Origin of the sequence: Limnohabitans sp. Hippo4, assembly GCF_003063605.1 — a bacterium.
Classification (GTDB): domain Bacteria; phylum Pseudomonadota; class Gammaproteobacteria; order Burkholderiales; family Burkholderiaceae_C; genus Limnohabitans_A.
This window is the reverse complement of the sequence record NZ_NESE01000001.1, coordinates 1,045,702-1,067,790: the sequence shown is the minus strand read 5'-3', so window position 1 is coordinate 1,067,790 and position 22,089 is coordinate 1,045,702. Positions and strand designations below refer to the sequence as shown.

At 51.6% G+C, this 22,089-nt stretch carries 25 protein-coding genes, 1 tRNA gene and 1 pseudogene; 18 read left to right on the top strand and 9 right to left on the bottom strand.

Features of this window, described 5'->3' with window-relative positions:
- The first annotated feature begins 15 nt into the window (after nucleotides 1-15).
- Nucleotides 16-831 (top strand): bifunctional DNA-formamidopyrimidine glycosylase/DNA-(apurinic or apyrimidinic site) lyase, encoded by an 816-nt coding sequence (gene mutM / locus B9Z46_RS05025; RefSeq protein ID WP_108254746.1) that lies wholly within the window; start codon nucleotides 16-18, stop codon nucleotides 829-831.
- A complete protein-coding gene (mutY, locus tag B9Z46_RS05020; protein WP_108254745.1) occupies nucleotides 816-1,892 on the top strand; it encodes an A/G-specific adenine glycosylase in 1,077 nt (358 codons plus the stop codon). Before mutM ends, mutY begins: the two co-directional genes overlap by 16 nt.
- Here the strand turns inward: mutY and rapZ are convergent.
- From rapZ to B9Z46_RS05005, 3 genes are read right to left on the bottom strand one after another with little or no spacing between them, the layout of a single operon-like run.
- Nucleotides 1,868-2,725: an RNase adapter RapZ gene (rapZ, locus tag B9Z46_RS05015; RefSeq protein WP_055359935.1), complete on the bottom strand. Its 858-nt coding sequence runs from the start codon at nucleotides 2,723-2,725 to the stop codon at nucleotides 1,868-1,870. The two genes, mutY and rapZ, sit on opposite strands and share 25 nt — an antisense overlap.
- Before the next feature lie 20 nt (nucleotides 2,726-2,745).
- Nucleotides 2,746-4,410, bottom strand: coding sequence for a DNA repair protein RecN (recN, locus tag B9Z46_RS05010; protein WP_108254744.1), 1,665 nt, complete (start codon nucleotides 4,408-4,410; stop codon nucleotides 2,746-2,748).
- A gap of 3 nt (nucleotides 4,411-4,413) precedes the next feature.
- Nucleotides 4,414-5,310 carry an NAD kinase gene (locus B9Z46_RS05005; RefSeq protein WP_108254743.1) on the bottom strand — a complete coding sequence of 299 codons (897 nt, stop codon included), beginning with the start codon at nucleotides 5,308-5,310 and terminating at the stop codon, nucleotides 4,414-4,416.
- A 28-nt stretch (nucleotides 5,311-5,338) separates the two neighbouring features.
- Here B9Z46_RS05005 and hrcA point away from each other — a divergent pair, with 28 nt between their 5' ends.
- Nucleotides 5,339-6,343 carry a heat-inducible transcriptional repressor HrcA gene (hrcA, locus tag B9Z46_RS05000; protein ID WP_108254742.1) on the top strand — a complete coding sequence of 335 codons (1,005 nt, stop codon included), beginning with the start codon at nucleotides 5,339-5,341 and terminating at the stop codon, nucleotides 6,341-6,343.
- 21 nt (nucleotides 6,344-6,364) lie between these two features.
- Here hrcA and B9Z46_RS04995 read toward each other — a convergent pair whose 3' ends face one another.
- From B9Z46_RS04995 to B9Z46_RS04975, 5 genes are read right to left on the bottom strand one after another with little or no spacing between them, the layout of a single operon-like run.
- Nucleotides 6,365-6,892, bottom strand: a complete 528-nt coding sequence (locus B9Z46_RS04995; protein ID WP_055359939.1) for a VOC family protein — start codon at nucleotides 6,890-6,892, stop codon at nucleotides 6,365-6,367.
- A gap of 10 nt (nucleotides 6,893-6,902) precedes the next feature.
- Nucleotides 6,903-7,982 (bottom strand): 4-hydroxyphenylpyruvate dioxygenase, encoded by a 1,080-nt coding sequence (gene hppD, locus B9Z46_RS04990; RefSeq protein ID WP_108254741.1) that lies wholly within the window; start codon nucleotides 7,980-7,982, stop codon nucleotides 6,903-6,905.
- Nucleotides 7,975-8,910, bottom strand: coding sequence for a hydroxymethylglutaryl-CoA lyase (locus B9Z46_RS04985; RefSeq protein WP_108254740.1), 936 nt, complete (start codon nucleotides 8,908-8,910; stop codon nucleotides 7,975-7,977). The genes hppD and B9Z46_RS04985 overlap by 8 nt, the downstream gene beginning before the upstream one ends.
- 30 nt (nucleotides 8,911-8,940) lie before the next feature.
- Nucleotides 8,941-10,224, bottom strand: coding sequence for a Y-family DNA polymerase (locus B9Z46_RS04980; protein WP_108254739.1), 1,284 nt, complete (start codon nucleotides 10,222-10,224; stop codon nucleotides 8,941-8,943).
- A gap of 29 nt (nucleotides 10,225-10,253) precedes the next feature.
- Complete coding sequence (locus tag B9Z46_RS04975; RefSeq protein ID WP_233245912.1) at nucleotides 10,254-10,694, bottom strand: LexA family transcriptional regulator; 441 nt, start codon at nucleotides 10,692-10,694, stop codon at nucleotides 10,254-10,256.
- 227 nt (nucleotides 10,695-10,921) lie between these two features.
- Between B9Z46_RS04975 and B9Z46_RS04970 the strand changes: the two genes are divergently transcribed.
- The 14 genes and pseudogenes from B9Z46_RS04970 to B9Z46_RS04900 all read left to right on the top strand — a co-directional run bounded on the left by B9Z46_RS04970 (nucleotide 10,922) and on the right by B9Z46_RS04900 (nucleotide 19,955).
- A complete protein-coding gene (locus B9Z46_RS04970; RefSeq protein WP_055359944.1) occupies nucleotides 10,922-11,161 on the top strand; it encodes a helix-turn-helix domain-containing protein in 240 nt (79 codons plus the stop codon).
- On the top strand, nucleotides 11,158-12,417 hold the full coding sequence (locus B9Z46_RS04965) for a HipA domain-containing protein (protein WP_108254738.1): 1,260 nt from the start codon (nucleotides 11,158-11,160) through the stop codon (nucleotides 12,415-12,417). The genes B9Z46_RS04970 and B9Z46_RS04965 overlap by 4 nt, the downstream gene beginning before the upstream one ends.
- Nucleotides 12,418-12,436: 19 nt before the next feature.
- Nucleotides 12,437-12,724, top strand: a complete 288-nt coding sequence (locus tag B9Z46_RS04960) for a DUF1330 domain-containing protein (RefSeq protein WP_055359946.1) — start codon at nucleotides 12,437-12,439, stop codon at nucleotides 12,722-12,724.
- Nucleotides 12,725-12,820: 96 nt separating this feature from the next.
- Nucleotides 12,821-13,786, top strand: a complete 966-nt coding sequence (locus B9Z46_RS04955) for an MBL fold metallo-hydrolase (protein WP_108254737.1) — start codon at nucleotides 12,821-12,823, stop codon at nucleotides 13,784-13,786.
- Between the two features lie 53 nt (nucleotides 13,787-13,839).
- Nucleotides 13,840-13,916, top strand: a tRNA-Ile gene (locus tag B9Z46_RS04950).
- A 141-nt stretch (nucleotides 13,917-14,057) separates the two neighbouring features.
- Nucleotides 14,058-15,638, top strand: a complete 1,581-nt coding sequence (locus B9Z46_RS04945; protein ID WP_082466714.1) for an ATP-binding protein — start codon at nucleotides 14,058-14,060, stop codon at nucleotides 15,636-15,638.
- Nucleotides 15,631-16,218 (top strand): response regulator transcription factor, encoded by a 588-nt coding sequence (locus B9Z46_RS04940; protein WP_055359985.1) that lies wholly within the window; start codon nucleotides 15,631-15,633, stop codon nucleotides 16,216-16,218. Before B9Z46_RS04945 ends, B9Z46_RS04940 begins: the two co-directional genes overlap by 8 nt.
- 471 nt (nucleotides 16,219-16,689) lie before the next feature.
- Complete coding sequence (gene arsC / locus B9Z46_RS04935; RefSeq protein ID WP_108254736.1) at nucleotides 16,690-17,106, top strand: arsenate reductase (glutaredoxin); 417 nt, start codon at nucleotides 16,690-16,692, stop codon at nucleotides 17,104-17,106.
- 210 nt (nucleotides 17,107-17,316) lie between these two features.
- A pseudogene (locus B9Z46_RS04930) lies at nucleotides 17,317-17,909 on the top strand (tripartite tricarboxylate transporter substrate-binding protein).
- Between the two features lie 142 nt (nucleotides 17,910-18,051).
- Entirely contained in the window at nucleotides 18,052-18,243 is a 192-nt protein-coding gene (locus tag B9Z46_RS15100; protein ID WP_108254733.1) for a hypothetical protein, read from the top strand.
- A gap of 27 nt (nucleotides 18,244-18,270) precedes the next feature.
- Nucleotides 18,271-18,483: a DUF4287 domain-containing protein gene (locus B9Z46_RS04915; protein ID WP_108254732.1), complete on the top strand. Its 213-nt coding sequence runs from the start codon at nucleotides 18,271-18,273 to the stop codon at nucleotides 18,481-18,483.
- Between the two features lie 88 nt (nucleotides 18,484-18,571).
- Complete coding sequence (locus B9Z46_RS04910) at nucleotides 18,572-18,955, top strand: VOC family protein (RefSeq protein ID WP_055359989.1); 384 nt, start codon at nucleotides 18,572-18,574, stop codon at nucleotides 18,953-18,955.
- 41 nt (nucleotides 18,956-18,996) lie between these two features.
- Nucleotides 18,997-19,443, top strand: a complete 447-nt coding sequence (locus B9Z46_RS04905) for an FKBP-type peptidyl-prolyl cis-trans isomerase (RefSeq protein WP_108254731.1) — start codon at nucleotides 18,997-18,999, stop codon at nucleotides 19,441-19,443.
- A 44-nt stretch (nucleotides 19,444-19,487) separates the two neighbouring features.
- Nucleotides 19,488-19,955 (top strand): DUF3237 domain-containing protein, encoded by a 468-nt coding sequence (locus tag B9Z46_RS04900; RefSeq protein ID WP_108254730.1) that lies wholly within the window; start codon nucleotides 19,488-19,490, stop codon nucleotides 19,953-19,955.
- 45 nt (nucleotides 19,956-20,000) lie between these two features.
- On the opposite strand, the gene B9Z46_RS04895 is transcribed toward B9Z46_RS04900, so the two are convergent.
- Entirely contained in the window at nucleotides 20,001-20,972 is a 972-nt protein-coding gene (locus B9Z46_RS04895; RefSeq protein WP_108254884.1) for a Bug family tripartite tricarboxylate transporter substrate binding protein, read from the bottom strand.
- Nucleotides 20,973-21,097: 125 nt separating this feature from the next.
- Here B9Z46_RS04895 and B9Z46_RS04890 point away from each other — a divergent pair, with 125 nt between their 5' ends.
- Nucleotides 21,098-22,081 carry an amidohydrolase family protein gene (locus tag B9Z46_RS04890; protein WP_055359991.1) on the top strand — a complete coding sequence of 328 codons (984 nt, stop codon included), beginning with the start codon at nucleotides 21,098-21,100 and terminating at the stop codon, nucleotides 22,079-22,081.
- Nucleotides 22,082-22,089 lie beyond the last annotated feature (8 nt).

Genomic DNA, 22,089 nt, shown 5'->3' with positions numbered 1-22,089 from the left:
CTGTCTGCCGATTCGATGCCTGAATTGCCCGAAGTAGAAGTCACCCGGCTCAGTTTTGCCAGCCGGATTGAAGGCGCGCGCATTGTGGCCCTGCACATGGGCAAGTCATTGCGTTGGCCTTTGGGTGTGGCCCCTTCGGTTTTGGTGGGGCAAAGCGTCTTGCGCGTGCGCAGACGCGGCAAGTACTTGCTGTTGGACATGGACCGCGGCGTGTTGATGCTGCACTTGGGCATGTCGGGCAGTTTGAATTTCGCCCCAACGCAGGCGCCTGCTGGCAAACACGATCACATGGACTTGGTCACCACACAGGGTACTTTGCGCTTGCACGACCCCCGAAGGTTTGGCGCCGCCGTATGGTCGGCGTCAGAACACCACGAGCCTGCCCTGAAATTGCTCAGCAAATTGGGCATGGAGCCCCTGACCGATGGCTTTGAATTGAAGTTGTTTCAAGCAGGGCTAAAAAAGCGCTCTGCGCCCATCAAACAAGTGTTATTGGCGGGTGATGTGGTGGTGGGCGTTGGCAACATCTATGCCTCGGAAGCCTTGTTCATGGCCGGTATCAAACCCACAGTGAAAGCCGATAAAGTGAGCGGCCCTCGGGTGGCCAAGTTGCACGCGGCCATTCGCCAAGTGTTGGCACGCGCCGTCGAACAGGGCGGCAGCAGCCTCAAAGATTTTGTGAATGCGCAGGGCAACACCGGGTACTTTCAATTGGAAGCCGCGGTGTATGGCCGAACGGGCTTGCCTTGCCGGACATGTGAAACGCCCATCAAGCAAATTGTGCAGGGGCAGCGCTCTACTTTTTACTGCCCCGTATGCCAAAAGCGATAAAACCTTCAGCCAGTTTGGCCGAGACCTTGGTGGCATGGCAGAAGGTGCATGGCCGCAACCACTTGCCCTGGCAAAACACACGTGATCCTTATCGGGTGTGGTTGTCTGAAATCATGTTGCAACAAACGCAGGTCAGTACAGTGCTGGCGTACTACGCCAAGTTTTTAGAAAACTTTCCCACGGTGGCCGATTTGGCGGCAGCATCCCAAGACAAAGTGATGGGCTTGTGGAGTGGCTTAGGCTATTACAGCCGTGCGCGCAATTTGCATCAATGCGCCAAAGAGGTGGTGTCACGTTTTGGCGGTGAATTTCCAAGCACCGCCGAAGACTTGATCACCTTGCCAGGCATTGGCAGATCCACAGCGGCCGCTGTGGCGTCATTTTGTTTTTCAGAACGTGTGGCCATTATGGATGGCAACGTGAAGCGTGTTCTCACGCGCGTCTGGGGCTTCGCTGATGATTTGTCGGTGGCCAAAAACGAAAAAGTGTTGTGGCAAATGGCGCAAGAGGCGCTGCCTACCCGACAGCTTCAAACCGCCATGCCGCGCTACTCGCAAGCCATCATGGATTTGGGGGCCACGGTGTGCTTGCCGCGCAAACCCCATTGCGATGAGTGCCCTGTGCAAACGCAATGCAAAGCCTATGCACTTGGCGAGCCCGAAAAGTTTCCCGTCAAAACGCGCAAGCTCAAACGCAGCAGCGAAGTGCTGTGGCTGATGCTGGCGCAAAACGCGCAGGGTGAGGTGTGGTTGGAAAAAAGACCTGCGTCTGGCATCTGGGCCAGCCTTTACAGCTTGCCTGTCTTTGATTCAGAGGAAGCGATGCAAGCTTCTTTAACGCCGTCATTGCAAAAGGCTTCGGTAGCTGGCACTTTGAAGTGGGACGTGTTGCCTGCTTTCAAACATGTGCTGACGCACAAAGATTTGCATTGTCACGTGGTCAAACTCAAAGCAGCCAAAGGAGCGCCTGTGTTGTCCGAGGGCGCGTGGTGGTCAGAAAAAGAATGGACCTCGTTGGGCTTGCCACAGCCCGTGCGTCACTTGCTGTCGAGTTCTCTGTGACGCTTTAACGTCAACCAATTGGCAGCAAAGCGCTGGCTGAGTTTTTCAACCAAATAAACAGAACGGTGTTGTCCACCTGTACACCCAATGGCCACGGTGATGTAGTTGCGGTGGTCTTTTTCAAGCGCAGGCAACCATTGGTCTAAAAAACTCTCAATTTGACTTTGCATCAAATTGACTTCGGAATAGCTTTGCAAAAACTTTTGCACAGGCTCGTCTTTGCCCGACATGGGGCGCAGCGCCGACTCGTAGTGCGGGTTGGGCAACATGCGCACATCAAACACGTAATCGGCATCGAGTGGGATGCCGCGCTTGAAGGCAAAGGATTCAAACACCAAGGTGAGTTTGGCAGCGGGCGAGCTGACCAAAGATTTTACATAGCTTTGCAGCTGTGCGGCGCGCAGCAAGCTGGTGTCGATGATGTGCGCAGATTCGCGCAGATTGGACAAGAGCTCGCGTTCGTACTCAATGGATTCGGTCAGCGCGCGTTCGCCTTCAGCCGCGTTTCTGCCAGACAGAGGGTGGCGACGTCGTGTCTCGGAATAGCGACGCAACAACGTGTCGGACGCAGCATCGAGGTAAATGGACGTGACTTGAAAGCCTAAATTGCGCAAGACTTCCAATTGACCCGGCATCATGGGCAAAGAGGTGGCACTGCGCACATCAATGGCAATGGCCACACGCTGTTCTTTTTGATCACGCTCTAGTTCAGCAAACGGAATGAGCAGTTCGGGTGGCAGGTTGTCGACGCAATAAAAACCTGCATCTTCCAGCGCGTGCAAAGCCACGGACTTTCCGGAACCCGACATGCCAGTGATCAATACGATTTCCATGATGTCCAGACTTCAGAAATTTACTTGGTCAGCATTTCGCGCGCATGCGCCAAGGTGGTGGCAGAGAGTTTTTCGCCGCCCAGCATGCGTGCAATTTCGGTCACGCGCTGCTCGCCGGCAATGGGCGACACGTTGCTGCTCACACCTTCTTTGCTGCTCGACTTGCTCACCAGCAAATGGTGGTCTGCGCAAGAGGCCACTTGGGGCAAATGGGTGACGGCCAGTACTTGGCGGTGCACGCCCAATTGCTTCATGAGGCGGCCTACTGTTTCGGCCACAGCACCGCCAACACCCGAGTCAACCTCGTCAAAGATCAAGGTGCCTGCTTCGCCCAACTCGCTGGTGGTGACGGCGATGGCCAATGCAATGCGCGAGAGTTCTCCGCCAGACGCCACCTTGCCAACAGGGCGAGGTGTGCTGCCGGCGTGACCCGCTACCAAAAACTGAATGTCCTCCAAGCCATGCTGCGCAGCATCGTCTAATGCAATGAGGGCCACTTCAAATCGGCCACCTTGCATGCCCAAGTTTTGCATGGCCTGCGTCACAGCTTGTGACAATTTGGGCGCCGCTTTTTTGCGCTGTTGCGACAGTTTTTTAGCCTCGGTTTGATAGGCTTGACCGGCCGCTTTGGCTTGAGCTTCCAAGCCTTCTAAATCGCTGGCAGCCTCTAAGGCATTGAGCTCTTGTTTCCAGCCTGCCAACAAGCCAGCGAGTTCTTCGGGGGGACGTTTGTAGCGGCGCGCCAAAGACAACCACTGCGACATGCGCTGGTCCAACTCGTTCAAACGATCCGGGTCTAAATCGGTTTTGCGCAAATAACTTTGCAGCGAATGCACAGCATCTTCGGCTTGGGCCAAACTCGACTGCAGCACTTCTGCAATGCTTTGAAATTCGGGCTCGACGTGGGCTTGATCTTGCAAATTGCTGATGGCTTGGGACAGCAAAGCAATGGCGCCGCTGAGGCTGCCCATGCGTGCTGACTCGTCGCCATCCAGGGCGGCCAAGGCCGACTGGCCGGCATCAATCAGGGCTTGCGCATGCGACAGGCGCGTGTGCTGCGTGTTGAGCTCTTCCCATTCGTCCAAGGCGGGTGCCAGTTTGTCGAGCTCACCAATTTGCCAGGCCAAGCGCTCTTGCTCGCGGCTTAAGGAATCTTGTGCACTCTTGGCTTGTTGCACCGCTTGCTGGGCTTGACGCCAAGTTTGCCAAGCAGTTTTGAGGGCATCGGTGCTGATGCCCGCATAGGCGTCAAGCAAGCCGCGCACGGCATCTGGGCGCGTAAGGCTTTGCCAGGCGTGTTGGCCATGGATGTCGAGCAGCATTTCGCCCAAGGCGCGCAATTGGGTGGCAGTGGCTGGGCTGCCATTGACCCATGCGCGGCTTTTGCCTTGAGGGTCGACGCTGCGCCTCAGCAATAGTGTGTCAGCGACTTCGAATCCTGCTTCTTCTAAAACTGCGTTCGCTTGCGGTGGGCAGTCAAACTCCGCAGACACTTCGCAACGCGCAGCACCTTCTCGCACCACGCTGGAATCTGCGCGTTCGCCGAGCGCCAATTGCAGCGCATCAATCAGGATGGATTTGCCAGCGCCTGTTTCGCCTGTGAGCACACTGAAGCCTTGCGATAGATCGAGGTCGAGCTGGCGCACGATGACAAAGTCGCGCAGGCTGATGTGACGCAGCGACATGGCTTAAATGCCTCCCTCGTTCCAGTGCATTTTTTTGCGCAAGGTGTCAAAGTAGTTCCAGCCTTGTGGATGCAAAAACCGCACTTTGTGAATTGACTGCTCGACGGTAATTTGATCGCCCAACAAAAGACTGGCCAAAGACTGCATGTCAAAGTTGGCACTGGCGTCGCGGCCCGACACAATTTCAATGCTGATGTGCGAGGTGTCTGGCAACACGATGGGACGATTGGACAGTGTGTGCGGCGCAATAGGGGCAATGACCCAGCCGCCCAAAGTGGGATGCATGAGCGGGCCACCGGCCGACAAGGAATAAGCGGTGGAGCCTGTGGGCGTGGCCACAATGAGGCCGTCGGCACGCTGCGTGGCCACAAAGCGGCCATCGACTTCAATGCGAAGTTCCACCATGCCCGAGGTGGCACCGCGGTTGACCACCACGTCGTTCATGGCAAAGGTGTCAAACACACAATGCTTGTCGCGCCACACCTTGGCGTGCAGCATGCTGCGCTGCTCTTCTTCAAATTGGCCCACCAGCATAGGCTGGAGGGTTTGCTCAAACTGGCCCATGGGAATATCAGTGATAAAGCCCAAGCGACCTTGGTTGATGCCAATGAGCGGCAATCCGTATTGCGCCACCTGGCGGCCAATGCCCAGCATGGTGCCATCGCCACCAATCACCACGCCCAAATCGCATTGCTGGCCGATTTCGGCCATTTTGAGGGTGGGGTAGAGGTTGAGGCCTAGATGCTCGGCGGTGCCGGCTTCCAGCACCACTTCGGCGCCGATGCGACTGATGAATTGGGCCACATCGTCCAGTACCCGACGCGAGCTTTCCAAAGCCGCGCCAGAAACCACGGCGTGGTACTTGCCAAAAAGCGCAACGTGACGAAATTTAGACTTCATTCGCAAATTACATCATTAAAATGACCGAATGCTAGATGATCGTGCCAAGTTATTACTCAAAGCGCTGGTTGAACGCTACATTGCGGACGGCCAGCCTGTGGGTTCCCGCACGCTGTCCAAGGCGTCCGGGCTTGAATTATCCCCTGCCACCATTCGAAATGTCATGTCCGACCTCGAGGAGTTGGGCCTGATTGCCAGTCCGCATACATCGGCTGGCAGGGTGCCCACCAATAGGGGTTATCGCCTATTTGTCGACACCATGTTGACGGTTCAAAAGGGCGAATTGCCCACCCAAAGGCTGGCGCCTGACCAACCGCAAAAGGTCATTGCCAACGCCGCCAACCTGTTGTCCAGTTTGTCGCATTACGTGGGTGTGGTGATGGCGCCTAAACGTGCGTCGGTGTTCAGGCACATTGAATTTTTGCGTTTGTCTGAAAAACGCGTGTTGCTGATCATTGTCTCGCCCGAAGGGGACGTGCAAAACCGCGTCATCTTTACCGAGGCTGATTATTCACAAAGCCAGTTGATTGAAGCGTCCAATTATTTGAACGCGCATTACGCGGGCATGGCCATCGAGCAAGTGCGCATGCGCGTGAAGCAAGAGCTGGTCAATTTGCAATCAGAAATTGCCAGCCTCATGCAGGCTGCGGTGCAAATGAGTTCCGAGGCTTTGAGTGAAGACGAAGGCGATGTGGTGATTTCGGGTGAGCGCAACTTGTTGTCGGTGAGTGACTTTTCTAACGATATGGGCAACTTGCGTCAGGCCTTTGATTTGTTTGAGCAAAAAACGCAGCTCATGCGACTGCTCGATGTGTCTAGTCAGGCCGATGGTGTGCGTATTTTCATTGGCGGTGAAAGCCAGTTTGTGCCCATGCAAGAGTTGTCGGTGGTCAGTGCACCGTATGAGGTAGACGGTCATGTGGTGGGTACGTTAGGCGTTATTGGTCCTACACGCATGCCCTACGAGCGCATGATTCAAATTGTGGACATCACGTCCAAGATGGTGGGCAACGCTTTAAGTCAGTCGAAGTAAATCGACTGACTCGTTTTTCAATCAAGAAGGTTCATGCATCCAAGCCGCATGCTTGGGCGCGCGCTTGGTTTTGCTCCACTCGTTCAGCATGTCCCACTTCACTTCGTCCAAGGTTTTGTACATCTCGGGCGTGCCGGTGTTGGTGGCCAGTTCCAAACGGTGACCGTTGGGATCAAAGAAATAAATGCTTTTGAAGATGGTGTGGTTGGTGGGGCCCAACACTTCAACGCCATTGGCCTCTAGCTTGGCTTTGGCGGCCAGCAAGGTTTCCATGCTGTCCACTTCGAAGGCCATGTGCTGCACCCACGCAGGGGTGTTTTCATCACGGCCCATTTCGGGCGAGTTGGGCAATTCAAAGAAGGCCAGCACGTTGCCGCCACCTGCATCCAAAAAGATGTGCATGTAAGGATCGGGCGCTTTGGTGGAGGGCACCAAGTCTTCGGCAATGGCCAGCACAAAATCCATGTTCAAGTTTTTGGCGTACCACTCGACGGTTTCTTTGGCGTCTTTGCAGCGATAAGCCGCGTGGTGAATTCTGCTAATTTTCATGACTTTCCTTTTAGGCGTCGACTTGAAGGGCGCCACGTCTAATTTGATCACGTTCTAAGGACTCGAACAATGCTTTGAAGTTGCCTTCGCCAAAGCCCTCATCGGCCTTGCGCTGGATAAATTCAAAGAATACTGGGCCCAACAAAGTTTGCGAGAAGATTTGCAACAACAAACGCTTTTCGCCATTGGCGGTGGAGCCGTCCAACAAGATACCGCGTGCCTGTAATTCTGCCACTGGTTCGCCATGACCTTTCAGGCGCTCTTCCAGCATCTCGTAGTAGATGTCGTTGGGCGCTGTCATGAGGGGAATGCCCGCCATTTGCAGGGCGTCAACGCTTTTCATCAGGTCGTCCGTGCGCAACGCAATGTGCTGAATGCCTTCGCCGTTGAACTGCATCAAATACTCTTCGATTTGTCCGCCATTTTTGCCAGATTCTTCGTTCAAAGGAATACGAATGAGGCCATCGGGTGCTGTCATGGCTCGGCTGGTCAGACCCGTGTGTGTGCCTTTGATATCGAAGTAGCGAATTTCTCGGAAGTTAAATATCTTCTCGTAAAAAGCGCCCCAAAACGCCATGCGACCCTTGTACACATTGTGGGTGAGGTGGTCGATGATTTTGAAGCCGTGGCCCACGGGGTGGCGATCTGCACCTTCAATGAATTCAAAGTCGATGTCGTAAATACTCCTGCCGTCTTCGTAACGATCGATCAAATACAGGGGCGCACCGCCGATGCCTTTGATGGCGGGCAGTCTTAACTCCATCGGCCCTGTCGGCACCTCGACGGGTTGCGCGCCCATGTCTAGCGCACGAGCGTAGGCTTTGTGCGAGTCTTTGACTCGAAACGCCAGCGCGCAAGCGCAAGGACCATGCTCTGCGGCAAAGTAGCCCGCCAAGCTTCTGGGTTCGCGGTTGACAATGAAATTGATGTCGCCTTGGCGGTACAGCACCACGTCTTTGGAGCGGTGTTTGGCCACCAAAGAGAAGCCCATTTTTTCAAACAAGGGCTCGATGACACCCGCCACAGGAGATGCAAACTCTACGAACTCGAAACCGCACAAACCCATCGGGTTGTCAAACAAATCAGCCATGAAGTGCTCCTTTGAAATTCTTGGGCAAGCCAGCGCGCCACAAAGTGCCATTGGTTTGTTCCCCTGTCAGCCATCCAGCCACTTGCTGGCGCAAGGCCAACAGTTTGGGAATGTCGATGCCTGTCTTCACGCCGGAAGCTTCTAGCATAAAGGCCAAGTCTTCGGTGGCGGCATTGCCACTGGCGCCCGGTGCGTGCGGGCAGCCGCCAATGCCAGCCAGTGACGCATCAAAGCGTTGAATGCCCAGGCTGAGCGTGGCATAGGCATTGGCCAGTGCCAAGCCGCGCGTGTCGTGAAAGTGGCCGCAGCAGAGTTTGTTGCCAGCGATGCGCAAGGCTTTTTCTACCAGCACGCTGACCGAGTGCGGGTCGGCATAGCCCACGGTATCGGCCAAACTCACGCGGTCTGCGCCAGCGTCTAACAAGGCTTGCATGAGGCGCAGCACTTCGTCCACTTTCACTTCGCCTTGCAAGGTGCAACCAAACGCGGTGCCCACGCCGCCTTCAATGAGGGTCTTCTTGCCAGAGGCGTCGCGTGCTGCGCGAATGCGCGCCAGCTCTTGCACCACTTCATCAGGCGTTTTGCGCAAGTTGGCCAAGCTGTGTGCATGGCTGGCCGACAAAGGCAAGACCATCAGGTCGGCATCGCCTTCCAATGCGCGTTCAGCGCCTTTCAAATTGGGGATGAGCACAGAGGCCGTGAGGCCGGGCAGTGTTTTGGCAAAGGCCAGCACGTCCCAGGTGTCTGCCAGTTGCGGCATGAGCTTGGGCGGTACGAACGAGCCGACCTCAATTTCACGTTGGCCAGCAGCGTAGGCCTGTTGAATCCATTCTATTTTTTGCGCTGTGGGCAAAATGGTTTGAATGCTTTGCAGGCCATCGCGCAGACCGACTTCTCGAACGATGGCAGTGGCGGGCAACGTGGACATGGTGGTGTTTTCAGTGATGAAAAATTCATTCTAGACCACTGGCACCTCTGTCCAATCGGTGGTGTAGTTGGGCGATCGTCTTTCTTGCCGCATTTGCCACCCGCTGTAGGCGCCTTGCGTGGACACCTTGACCGCACCACGCCCAAAGCGTTTGTTCAGGGCGTCCAAGGTTTGCATGAGCGTACCTTGCGCAGGCGCAGGCTCTTCTAGCAAGTCGCCTTGGTAGTGCGTGACGGGGCTGATGTCGCTCAACACAATGCCGGCTTTTTTGTATTGGTACTCAGGCTTGTACATGCGCTCACACAGCGCGTCCACCCATCTGAAAATCACCAAGCTGTCGTTGGTGGGGTAGGGCAGTGGCACGGCCAAGCTGGGCGAGTATTGCGGCAAGTCTTTTCTAAAACGGTTGGTGTGCAAGAACGCTTGAATGACGGCCGCTTGGCTGTTTTGTGCGCGCAGTTTGGCGCAGGCGTTGGCCACAAACGTAGACAGCGCATCTTTTAAAACAGGCAGTTCGGTGACCATGTTGCCAAACGACCGGCTGGAAATGATTTGCTGTTTTTCGGGTGTAATTTCTTGCAAATCAACGCAGGGGATTTCTTGCAACTCGCGTTGTGTTTTTTCGATCACCACGCCAAAGTCGGCGCGCAAGGTGGGCGTGTGTGCGGTTTTTAAATCTTGCACCGTGTGAATGTTGTACTCGGCCAAACGCTTGGTGAGCTTGCGACCCACGCCCCACACTTCCTCCACAGGCAATTGTGTGAGTAGCTTGTCTTTTTGTGCTTCAGTGAGCGCGTTGAAATTGAACACACCTTGCGAGCGTGGATGCTTCTTGGCCACATGGTTGGCCAGCTTGGCCAATGTTTTGGTGGGCCCAATGCCCACACACACCGGAATGCCTGTCCACTGCATCACACGCTGGCGCATGGCGTAACTCACCTCGCGCAAGTTGGGTGTGCCGGTGAGGTCGACAAAACATTCGTCAATGGAATACACCTCCGAGCGCGGCGAGTACTCGCTCAAAATTTGCATCACGCGGTTGGACAAGTCGGCATACAAAGCGTAGTTGCTGCTGAGTGCAAACACACCATGCTCGGCCACCAAAGCTTTGCACTCAAACCAAGGCTGGCCCATGCGCACGCCCAAAGCCTTAGCCTCATTAGAGCGCGACACCACGCAGCCATCGTTGTTGGACAGCACCACCACGGGCACGTTGCGCAGGTCGGGGCGGAACAAGCGTTCGCAACTGACGTAGAAGTTGTTGCAATCGACCAGGGCCAGTTGTTGAACGGGTGCTTGTGTGGCAGAACTCATCGCGATGCATAACAGGTTGATGGTGCCTCTCAATACAACTTGTGCAAGTTGTAGGTGACCACGCCCCAAACGCTCAGCTCCTCGCCGCTCTTCACCACAATGGGCGGGTACAAATTGTTCTCGGCCACCAACTTCACCACACCGCCGCGCTTGTACAAACGCTTCACGGTGAACTCGTTGTTGAGCACAGCCAACACAATGTTGTTGTGCTTGGCTTCAATGGAGCGGTCGATGACGAGTGCATCGCCTTCGTAAATACCAGCACCCACCATGGAGTCGCCCTTCACTTTGAAAATGAACGTGGCCTCTTTGTTGCGAATGAGGTGGTCGTTCAGGTCAATGCGTTTTTGGGTGTGGTCGGCTGCGGGCGAGGGAAAGCCAGCGGGCACTTTCCAGGCGCACATGTTGAGCCACAGCTTGGGGGCGGTGGGGTTTATTGGCTGAGGTGTGATGAAAGCAGTTGTAGGCATGCTTTAAATATACTGTATGAAAATACAGCATTCAATCTGAAATTTTGAAGAGAAAAATGAAATAGCAAGAAAAATTCAAAGGCACTGCGATAATTTTCAATTTATTTTGATCTCTAAGGATCAAATAGTGAATCATTGGATAAATTTCTAATAATTTTGATCTTATTGGAGCAAAATATAAGTTAAAAAGCCATTATCAAATTAATGTGTTCTTATAAGATCAAATTATGAAGATTGAAACATCACGCATCCATGAGTTGGCCAAAGCGCTAGAAACCGAGCGCAAACGACAAAAATTGTCTCGTGAGGAGGCTGCTGCAGTTTGCGGTGTGAGTACTTCATTCATTCGAGATGTGGAGGCCCATCCAGAAAGCTGCAGTCTTGGCAAGCTTGTGAGGTTGGCCAGTGGCTTAGGGCTCACCTTTCACATCACAGGCTTGTCGCAGACCGAAGGCGACCCATCATGATCCGACTGCGTGTGTGGGCTAACGCCCAACCAATGGGGTGGTTAGGCCATGAGATGGCGCAGTATTTTTTTCAATATGACGAAGAATGGCTCAAGGCCAAAGATGCCTTTCTGCTTGCGCCGCAGTTTGAATTGCGCAAGGAGCCTTATAGAGGCGACGCGGTCAAGACCTTCTTTGGCAATTTATTACCAGAGGGAACGCCACTGGATGAGGTCCTGAATCAGATTCAGCTTCGAGGTGCCAACACCTTGGAGTTGATCGGTGAGTTGGGAGCCGATTTACCGGGCGTTTTGTCTGTATTGCCAGATCATGTCACCCCCAATCAACTACAAAAATACAGCGAGCTGTCAAAAGCGCAACTCAGTGCCAGGGTCAACGCACGTGCAGACAAGCAAGCACTCCTGACTTCGAACGCGCAAACCCGAATGTCACTGGCTGGTGCGCAAGACAAAGTTGGTTTGCGTTACGACGATCAGCGTGGTCTTTTATACGACAGCGTTGCTGGCGCACCTACCACGCACATCGCCAAACCAGACTCTAGGTTGGTGCGCTACCAGCCCAGTGCGATCAATGAATACCTGTGCATGAAATTGGCTGCAGAAATGCAATTGCCTGTGCCACCTGTTTATTTACTGCGCTTGCCTGAAGCGCTTTACGTCGTGCAGCGCTATGACCGTGTTGTTGTCAATGAAGAGATCATTTGTTTGCATCAGATTGACGCCTGCCAGTTGTTGGGCGTCGGCTCTGACTGGAAATACGAGCGTCAAGGTGGGTTCGTCAGCCTTAAAAAAATTGTGCATGCGTTTCGAGATTTGAAGCTCTCGGGTAAAGACTTGTTGTCTGTACAACGCTGGGTCATGTTCAATTACTTGATCGGCAACAGTGACGCGCATGCCAAAAATATTTCGTTAATGATTAACAGTCAGGGGTATGTGCTTGCGCCTTTTTATGACCTTTTGTGTGTGCAGGCCTACGGTGACAACGATTTGGCACTTTTTATTGGCGATGAAAACACCTACCAAGCCGTAGGCGCACATTCATGGGAGGCGTTTTGTGCCGATTGTGAATTTGGCTTTAAACCCTCTATGGCATTGTTCAGAAAAATGGCCAAAGACATTGGCAAGTCTTGGGAGAAAACGGTGGGTGCAGCAACTCGCCAGCTTCAGCTAAGCACTGCTGAGACTTTGCTGATAGAAAAAATCGGCGCCATCATCCGTTCTAATAGCAAAGCTGCTTTGTCCATGACATCTAGCTGATCAAACACAAGGAGACCCTATGAGCGCTTATGTGATTTTTGATGTGGAAATTTTTGACTTAACCCGCTACCAAGAATTCATGACGGGCGTTAAACCGGCCCTAGAAGCTGCGGGTGGCAAGTACTTGGCACGGGCCGGCGAGCACCGCGTTTACGAAGGTGACTGGGAGCCTCGGCGCATCGTCATTTTGGAATTTCCCGACATCGCTGCGTTTGAAAGCTTCTACAACGGGCCCATCTACCAGGGCCTTAAAAGCATTCGCGATGAATGCAGTCGCGCGCGCTTGGTAGCTGTACAGGGCTTGTAAGTGTCAAGGCACTGGAAGGGTTATTTCAAAGTACGAGCGCACTTCTAAGTACGCCATTGGTATATTGAGTGTTTATAAAACTGAGGAGACCTCATCATGTTGGACAGACGCTTGTTTTTGGGTGCTGGCATTGCCGGCGCATCCGCTCTTACTTTCTCATCGGTGTGGTCACAGTCGGCCCCCAACTTTGGCCTGCCCGACTTGCCCGCCGTGGGCTACAAGCGCATGAAGTTAGGCAAGATGGAAATCATTGCCTTGAACGATGGCGCTGTGCGCCGCCCTTTGGGCGAAGAGTTTGTGACCAATGCCCCCCTGGAGCAAGTCAAAGCCTTGTTGGCCAGCCAAAACCTGCCCACCGATTACATCGATGTGCCCTACACCCCCTTCTTATTGATCAATGGCGATCAGCGCTACTTGTTTGACACCGGCTTTGCCGATAACGGACCACCCACCACCGGCAAACTGGCCGCCAACTTGGCAGCTGTGGGCTTGAAACCCACCGACATCAACAACGTGGTGTTGAGCCACTACCATGGTGATCACATCAACGGTTTGCGCAACAAAGCCGGCGAACTGGTGTACCCCAACGCGCGTGTCCACGTGCCCGCCACAGAGCATGCATTCTGGATGGACGATGCGCGCATGGAAGCCGCACCCCCCGCCATGAAAGGCGCCTTCATGGGCGTTCGCCGTGCATTGGGTAATTTGGGTGGCGATCAGTTGGTCAAGTTTGAGTCGGGTGCTGTTGTGGCGCCAGGCATTACATCCGTGGCTGCGTTCGGTCATACACCGGGTCACACCTTGTTCCGCATGGATTCAGAAGGTCAGTCGTTTGCCTACGTGGCCGACATCACCAACGTGCCATCCTTGTTTGCACGTGCGCCAGATTGGTCTGTGTTGTTTGACATGAACCCCGCCATGGCACGCATGTCACGCCGCCGCATCTTTGACATGCTGGTCAAAGACAAAATGATGGCCGGTGGTTTTCACTTCCCCTTCCCAGCGTTTGGCACGATGGAAGTCAGTGGCAACGGGTATCAGTTCAAGCCGGTTGCGGCCTAAAGGTCGCTGGCGCTCTAAGAGAGGCTTTTGGGCAAAGTACAATCAGCGCCCAAGGGCCTATAGCTCAGTTGGTTAGAGCAGAGGACTCATAATCCTTTGGTCCCAGGTTCAAGTCCTGGTGGGCCCACCACTTTAAAAGCGACTCATTCGAGTCGCTTTTTTCTTGCTGCACAACTTTCACACTTGGTTCGGCTTCTTTGAGTTGTTGACTGTTGAGCAAAGTTCTATTTGTAGTTAGCTGATATAAGGCTGAGGTATAACTTTACAAATAATGACTCATTCAATCAAAAACTTAATTTTAGCGATGGTGTTTTCGCTTGTGTATGTATGCGTTGACTGGCTAAGTTTTATTCATCCAATGGGGCAGCTCAACATCACGCCTTGGAATCCGCCTGCCGCTGTTCAAGTACTTTTCCTAACTTGGGCTGGATTGATGTGGGCTCCGTGGGTTTTTTTCACAATTGGATTTGCTGATTGGCTAATCCGCGATTCAGTTATCTTTTCTTCTTCTGTTTTGATTGGAAATGCGATATTGATTGGCTGCTACTCAAGTATTTCTTATGTCTTGATCAAACTGATGAAAGGTGTTCCGAGACTGCAAAACCGAGTAGAGGTTTTGAAACTGAGTTTGGTCAGCGTGATTGGCGCGGTAGTTACAGCAATCTTGTATGTTGGCTTTCAAACATTAATTGGAAAATTAGTCAAAGACGATTTTGTTGAGGCGAGTTATCGTTTTTTTGTCGGTGATTTATTGGGGCTGGTGGTTGTACTTCCGTTGTCTCTTTTGTTTTTAAATCCATACCGTCAAGAGCAATTTAAACAAATGTTTAAAAGTCAATCATTTTGGCTATTGTTCTTGGGGCTCCTAATTTGTGAATATTTTGTTTTTTCCTTGCCTATTGCATTGCAGATGAAATATTTTTTCCCACTATTCTTTGCAGTCGGCTTGATTGGTGCGGCGCATTCTTTGCCAGGTGCTACATTTGCCGCGGCGGTGATTCAAGTACCTTTAGTGATCAGTTTTACACAGATAGGCGTGTTGCCCAGTGATTTGATTGATATGCAAATTGTGATGTTTACTTTATCTATGACAGGTTTGCTTATTGGTACTGTTGTTGACGAAAGATTGAATACACAAGAAAAGTTGAAAGAAACATTGCAGTTGGTGGCAGCGGGTGAGTTGGCAGGATCTCTTGCGCACGAACTGCATCAGCCAATGAGTGCTATCAATGCCTATGCTGAATCTGCGATGTTGCTTTCGTCAAGTGAACACACCGAGTTAAACGGAAAAAACAAAGATACATTGCGAAAAACACTAGATCAAATCATCAAAGAGTCGATTCGTGCGTCTGAGATTGTTCGTGGTTTGAGAAGTTTTTTCATCGGAGGTGCTTCAAACATTAAGTTGGTAGATGTTGATCAGTTGGTGATAGATGCAGTTTCGCAGTTAGAAAGCTACGCTCAAAAGTTAAATGTTCAATTAAAGATTGAAAAGCTCAGCGAACCCGTGTGGGTGATGGTGGACATCACTCAAGTGAAAACGGCATTAGGCAACTTGATCAAGAATGCGATAGAGTCAGCCAACTCGGATGGACTCGTTGAGGTAATGTTTGCATTAAATAAGCAGCAGCGAGTTGAAATAAGTATTTTTGATTCAGGTAAAACTCTTGATATCTACGAAACTGAAATTATTTTTAAGCCTTTCTACAGTGGAAAAAAAGATGGTTTGGGATTAGGTTTGTCTATCAGTAAGTCGTTGATTGAAAACAATGACGGATCAATTTCGTACCGATCAAAACCTAAAAAATGTTTTGTTGTTTCATTGCCAACTGGGAACAAAATAGATGTTTGAAAACCAGCTGATATGTATTGTTGATGATGATGCATCTGTGCGTGACTCACTCAGCTTAATGCTTGGTTTGAAAGGCTACGACTGCCGGACTTATGAAAGTGCTGAGTCTTTCCTATCTAGTTTGCCCAATCGCCCCGCTTGTATCATTTTGGATTTGAAGATGACAGGCATGAGCGGACTTGAGCTACAAAACCGTTTGCTCAGTTTAAAGACACCAGTTCAAATCATTTTTCTAACTGCTTTTGCAGATGTTCAAGTGATGCGTGAAGCATTTTTAGGCAATGCCGTGGACTTTTTGGAAAAGCCATTTGTACTTGAACAGCTTTTGGAGTCTATCAATCGTTCATTTCAGAATTTATCTGCCACTACCGAACATATCCATCAAAATCAAAAGCTGAGCTTGCTGACTCCTCGGGAAAAAGAAGTCTTTCATGTTCTTTCCCAAGGGAAAAGTCATCGTGAAATCGGAGAATTACTAAAAATCAGTCCGAGAACGGTAGAGGTTCATAAGGCTAGGGTGATGGAAAAACTGGGAATAAAGACGCTTGCTGACCTTCTACGCATTTCGGTCAAATCTTAAGTTGACATAAGGGCTTGCCCGTACGGCTTGGGGCGAATTTACAAACTGGGGTGGTTTTTCTACATTGGGGCAACTACAGAAAGTTGCAAATGCCCACTTCGAATTCCAACCTCTTCGCTATTGGCTGTTCAATGGTTGGCACCTTGTTGCTGGTCGTTGCACTCATAGTCCATTCGTTGACCGACGAATTCACAGGCTTGTATTTCTTTTCACTTGGTTTATTTGTTGTAGGTTTTATTCTTGATGTGAATGAAAACTAATCAATGAAGGGTCCACTCAGTTTCCAGTGATCGTTCAGTCTGCTATGCGTCAATTTAAATCAAGTTGGCGCTTACCTGCTCCTCCTCCAATCTCATCAGAAAAAGATAACAAATCAGAACGAACGGCATTCATCTTGCATCATTGGCCATAAGCTATCCTGCTCAATGCGAAGTTCTGAAATGATAAAGTTGAGCTAATTAGGAGTTCTTGATGGTCACAATCTTCCATAACCCAAAGTGCGGCACTTCGCGCAATACTTTAGCCCTGATTCGCAACGCTGGTGTCGAACCTGAGGTGGTTCTTTACTTGGAGACACCGCCTTCAAAAGAACAACTCAAGAAGTTGATTTCTGACATGTCCTTGCCAGTCAGGGATGTGCTTCGTCAGAAAGGCACTCCGTACGAAGAGCTAGATTTGGGAAACGAAAAATGGTCTGACGATGATTTGTTGGATTTCATGATGGCGCATCCAATCCTCATCAATCGCCCAATCGTGGTGACGTCACTTGGAACAAAGTTATGTCGCCCGTCTGAAGCCGTGCTTGATATTCTTGTTGAACCCCAGCGTGGTGCATTTACCAAAGAAGATGGTGAAGTGGTGATCAATGAAAAGGGCATGCGTGTCTAAGTTGTCTGATTAACTGTCTATTCTTGAAGAGCTTTCTAAAAGAGTGAATCAAAAGCTTATTTGAAACTCTGCCGCATCAGCATGCGTATTTCATTCAAGTACAAAGCCTCCCCCTTGTTCGCCAAAGTGACCAATCCAAACCTGGCGTGGTCATTCAGCTAGGGCGTCAGCTTGACTTCTACCTCTACCAAGTGAGGCGCACTGCCGCGGATGGCCAAACACCTGGGTCAACCGGTGATTATTGAAAACTTAGGCGGTGCCAGTGGCGCCATTGCCGCACAAAAAGTGCTGAACGCCCCTGCCGATGGTCACATCATTTTTCAAGGTGGCCCGAACGAGCTGATCTTTGCCCCATTGGCCAACGCAGCGGTGAAGTACAAGAGCGATGAGTTTCGCCTGGTGCAAATGATCACCATCAATCCCATGGCCGTCTTAGCCCGCAAAGACTTACCCGTGAATAACGGCGATGAACTGGTGGCCAACGCCAAAAAGGCTGCAGCATCTGGTGCACCCATGACTTTCGCCAGCGTGGGTCCTGGCTCCATTTACCACTTGCTGGGCGAGCACATGTCCAACTGGTGGAAGAGGGCAAGCTCAAAGTGGTGGGTGTGCTGTCTGCAGACTGCCAAAGCATGTTCAAGAAAGCGCCTACATTGAACGAAAGCAAAGCACTCAAAGATTTTGTCTTTGAAATGTGGTCTGGTTATTTTGTGCGCAAAGATACACCTGAAGCCGTGGTGCAGGCGTTGCACAAGGCTTTGAGTGAAGTGGCCAACGACCCTTCAGTGCGCGAAGCACTGTAGGCGCAGTCGATGATTGTTCCTCGTCCACAGCCGCTGGCTGCCATGAATAAAATTTATGCAGACAACACGGCTCGCTACAGAGGTATTGCCAAGGCCATTAATTTGCAGCCTGAGTAAATGGCAACACTGCTTGACACTTTGAATGAAGAAAAGCCCTGTCAGGAATGACAGGGTTTTTTTACGTCCTGCCTATGATTCCAGTCCTAAAATATCAGGTCAATGGTTGCGCATCAATGTAAAAACCTTCAAAAAAAGCGTCATGAAGCCCTTTGATGGACATGCTGCAACCGTTGGAAATGGTTCTATGTTGGCGGTCTATTGCATGACAGTCTGATGGTTATCAGTTAATGAAAGAAACGAGATGAGCGAACAACTCAAAGCGACAGGCCCAGCTTCTTACTTTCCATCCATTGAAAAGAAATACGGGCAACCCATAGACCATTGGATCAAGCTTGTGAAGCAACAAAAAGGTTTGAAACACATGGAACTTGTGAATTGGCTGAAGAGTGAACACGGCATGGGTCACGGGCACGCCAATGCCATCGTTGCGTATTGTTTTGCACAGCAGAAATAAGCCCTTGCTTCAAAGCTGATACCTCTATGCTTCAATTTGAATGAAAATGATTCAGGTTGCTAAAACCCATTAACCAAAGGAAAAATCAATGTTCAGTCACGTGATGGTCGGTGCCAATGACCTCGAGGCATCCAAAAAGTTTTACGACGCAGTGCTTGGCACTTTGGGCATCGGCCCTGGTGTGATCAATAACAACACGCGTTATTTCTACCGCACCCCCAAGGGTTCTTTCTCCATCACCCAACCTCTGGACGGCCAGCCCGCTACGCCAGCCAATGGTGGCACGATTGGCTTTCTGGCCGAAACGCTAGAGCAAGTCCACGCATTTCATGCAGCTGGCATTGCCAACGGTGGAACGCCCTGTGAAGATCCACCAGGACCCCGAGAAGGTTCATTTGGCACTTTGAATTTGGCCTACCTTCGCGATCCCATTGGCAACAAGATTTGCGTTTTGCATCGTCCTGCCAAGTAAGCTTGCAGAAAAATTCAGACAACTTACCAAAGACATTCAAGATGTATTCAATTCAAGCTACTTTCACTGCACTGGCTTTGTGTGCCGTTGCTGCTTCTTCTGCACTGGCGCAAAGCGACTTTGCGCAAGTGGCGGCCAAAGAGTCAGGCGCCAAAGTTACCGCTTCCGGATTGGTGTTCCGATCGTTGCAAGACGGACATGGCGCAAGTCCTTCCGCCACCGATAAGGTGAAAGTGCATTACCGCGGTACGTTTCCCGATGGCAAGGAATTTGACAGCTCCTACAAGCGCAATCAGCCCATCGACTTTCCATTGAATGCCGTCATTCCTTGCTGGACCGAAGGTGTTCAATTGATGAAGGTGGGCGGCAAGGCCAAGTTGACATGCCCGCCAGGCATTGCCTATGGCGCCAGGGGTGCTGGTGGCGTCATTCCGCCCAACGCAACGCTGCAATTTGAGGTTGAACTGATTGCCATTGCGGGTCGATAAATTCACGCCATCTTTTTGAAAACTGCCCAAAACTGACTCTACTCATGTTTGATTTACCAACCCCCGAACTCAAATTCTTTGCCGATCTGTCGGTTCAAGTGGACAAGCCGCAAGAAGTGGGTGCCACAGTGCATGGGCAGCGCCGTGTCATTCCCATCTTGGGCGGCGAAGTTCATGGCAATGGCTGGACGGCCCGCGTGCTTCGCGGTGGCGCAGATTTTCAAATGATTGTGAATCAGAGTTTGGCAGAACTCGACGCCAGGTACGTTCTGGAAACGGATGCCGGCGATTTAATTTTTGTTCAAAATCGCGCATTGCGAACGGCATCACCCGAAGTCATGGCGCGATTAATTCGCGGCGAGAAAGTAGACCCACAACTTGTTTACTTCCGCTGCACACCCCAATTTGAAACAGCTTCAAAATCGCTGTCTTGGATCAGCGAAAAATTGTTCATTGGCACTGGTGCAAGGCATCCCGACAAAGTGGTCATGCGCTTTTTTGAAGTGATGTAGTGCCCAAGGCCTAGGGCCTTGAGCACTGCGATAGGAACTCGTAGCTTATTCCGCGGTATAACCCGAAGCCTTAATAGGCGCTTCCCAACGCTTCAAGTGTGTGGCCTGCGAAGCTGTCAAAGCCGCGGCATTGGCATAACTAGGTACCAATCCAAAGCCTTTGATGCGGTTTTGAATTTCAGGATTGTTCAAAGCTTGCGCCACAGCATCGCTGATCTTTTGCGTGCGATCGGCTTGCATGCCAGCAGGGCCATACAAGCCAAAGAAGGCATCGGCCACCACATTGATGCCAACTTCTTTCAAGGTGGGTACTTCGGGTAAAGCAGCAGAGCGTGATTCACCTGTCACAGCCACAATTTTCAGCTTGCCTGTTTTGTGGTGCTCTAGTGTTTCGGATGCGGTGTCAATCATGACGGGAATTTGGCCACCAATGAGGTCTTGCGCGGCGGGGGCGCCACCTTTGTAGGCCACATGCGTCATGGGCGTGTTGGATTCTTGAGCCAACAATTGACCTGCAAAGTGAGGCACTGTGCCTGCGCCAGAGGTTGCGTAGTTGGCTTTGCCTGGATTGGCTTTCAGCCAGCCCATTAAAGATTTGATGTCTGTAGCAGGGGAGCCGGGGCCTGTGGTGACTGCAAAGTCAAACGTGGTGACGCGCGCAATGGGCGAGAAATCTTTGACAGGGTCGTAGCCCAAGTTTTTGTACAACCAAGGCATGATGACCAAACCACCCGAGGGCACCAAGGCCAAGGTGTTGCCATCGGGATTGGCGCGCTTCAGTTCGCCAAGTGCAATGCGACCCGCGGCGCCGGGTTTGTTTTCGACGATGACGTTCTGATCGAGCGAGGTGCGCATGCGTTCGGCCAACAAACGGGCCACCACGTCAACAGAGCCACCTGGCGGAAAGCCCACGAGAATTTTCAAAGTCGGTTTGTCTTGTGCAATTGCAGTACCCGACAAGCCAGCCAATGCCATGCCAGCGCTCAACAGAGCAAGTTTCAAAAATTGACGCTTCATGAGAATTCCTATCGTGGTGAAATCAATGGACAACTGAAAAGACCAAGTTTGGCCATAATCAGGCACAAAGCCCATTGGGGTTTTCATGATGTCAGCCAAATATTCATTCAACGGAGACCGAGACCATGTCAGTCATTGATGTTCACACGCACATGTTTACCCCCAAGTGGCTGGAGCTGCTGAAAGCCGAAGGCGGCCAGTACAACATCAAAACAAGGCCAGACGGTCAGCAAGAGGTTTTTCGCGGGGACACACCGGTGGTCATTCCGCAAAAGGGTCATTTCGATTACGACCTGCGCATCAAGCACATGGACGCTGCAGGCATCGACATTTCAGTGGTGTCGCTCACTTGTCCCAATGTGTATTGGGGCAATGAAGAGATCAGCTGCCGTGCAGCCCGCGAGTCCAATGACACCATGGCCCAAGCGCAAACGACCTACCCCGACCGCATTCGTTGGTTTACATCCTTACCCTGGGAATATCCTCAAAGGGCGATTGAGGAGCTAGACCGCACCTGCCGCAACGGCGCAAGCGGTGTGATGGTCTTGGCCAATATTTCTGGCAAAAGCCTGACCGATCCTATGTTTGCGCCCATTTGGGCCGAGATCGACAAACGCGGCTTGCCCGTGTTGGTACACCCCACCGATCCGCCTGGCGTGGACATGATGGACATGACCAAATTCGATTTGAGCTGGTCTGTGGGTTTCATGTTTGACACCACGCTGGCCATCACGCGCATGATTTTTGAAGGCTTCTTTGACAAGTACCCCAAACTCAAAATCATTGCATCGCACGGCGGCGGCACCTTGCCCTATTTGGTGGGCCGATTTGAAAAAGGCGATGAAGTGGAAATTGCTTCACGCCGTCAAATGAAGCAAAAGCCCACAGACTACTTGCGTCACATTTACTACGACACCATCACTTACAACTTGGGTGCGTTGGAGTATTTGATCTCGGTGGTGGGACAAGACCACGTGATGTTTGGCACCGATTGGCCGCACCAAGTGCACGACACCAAAGGCTCGTTCGCCAACACGGCCAAGCTGTCCGACAAAGCCTGTGCAGCCATTCGCGGTAGCAATGCTGAACGCGTGTTCAACATCACTTAAGCCACGAC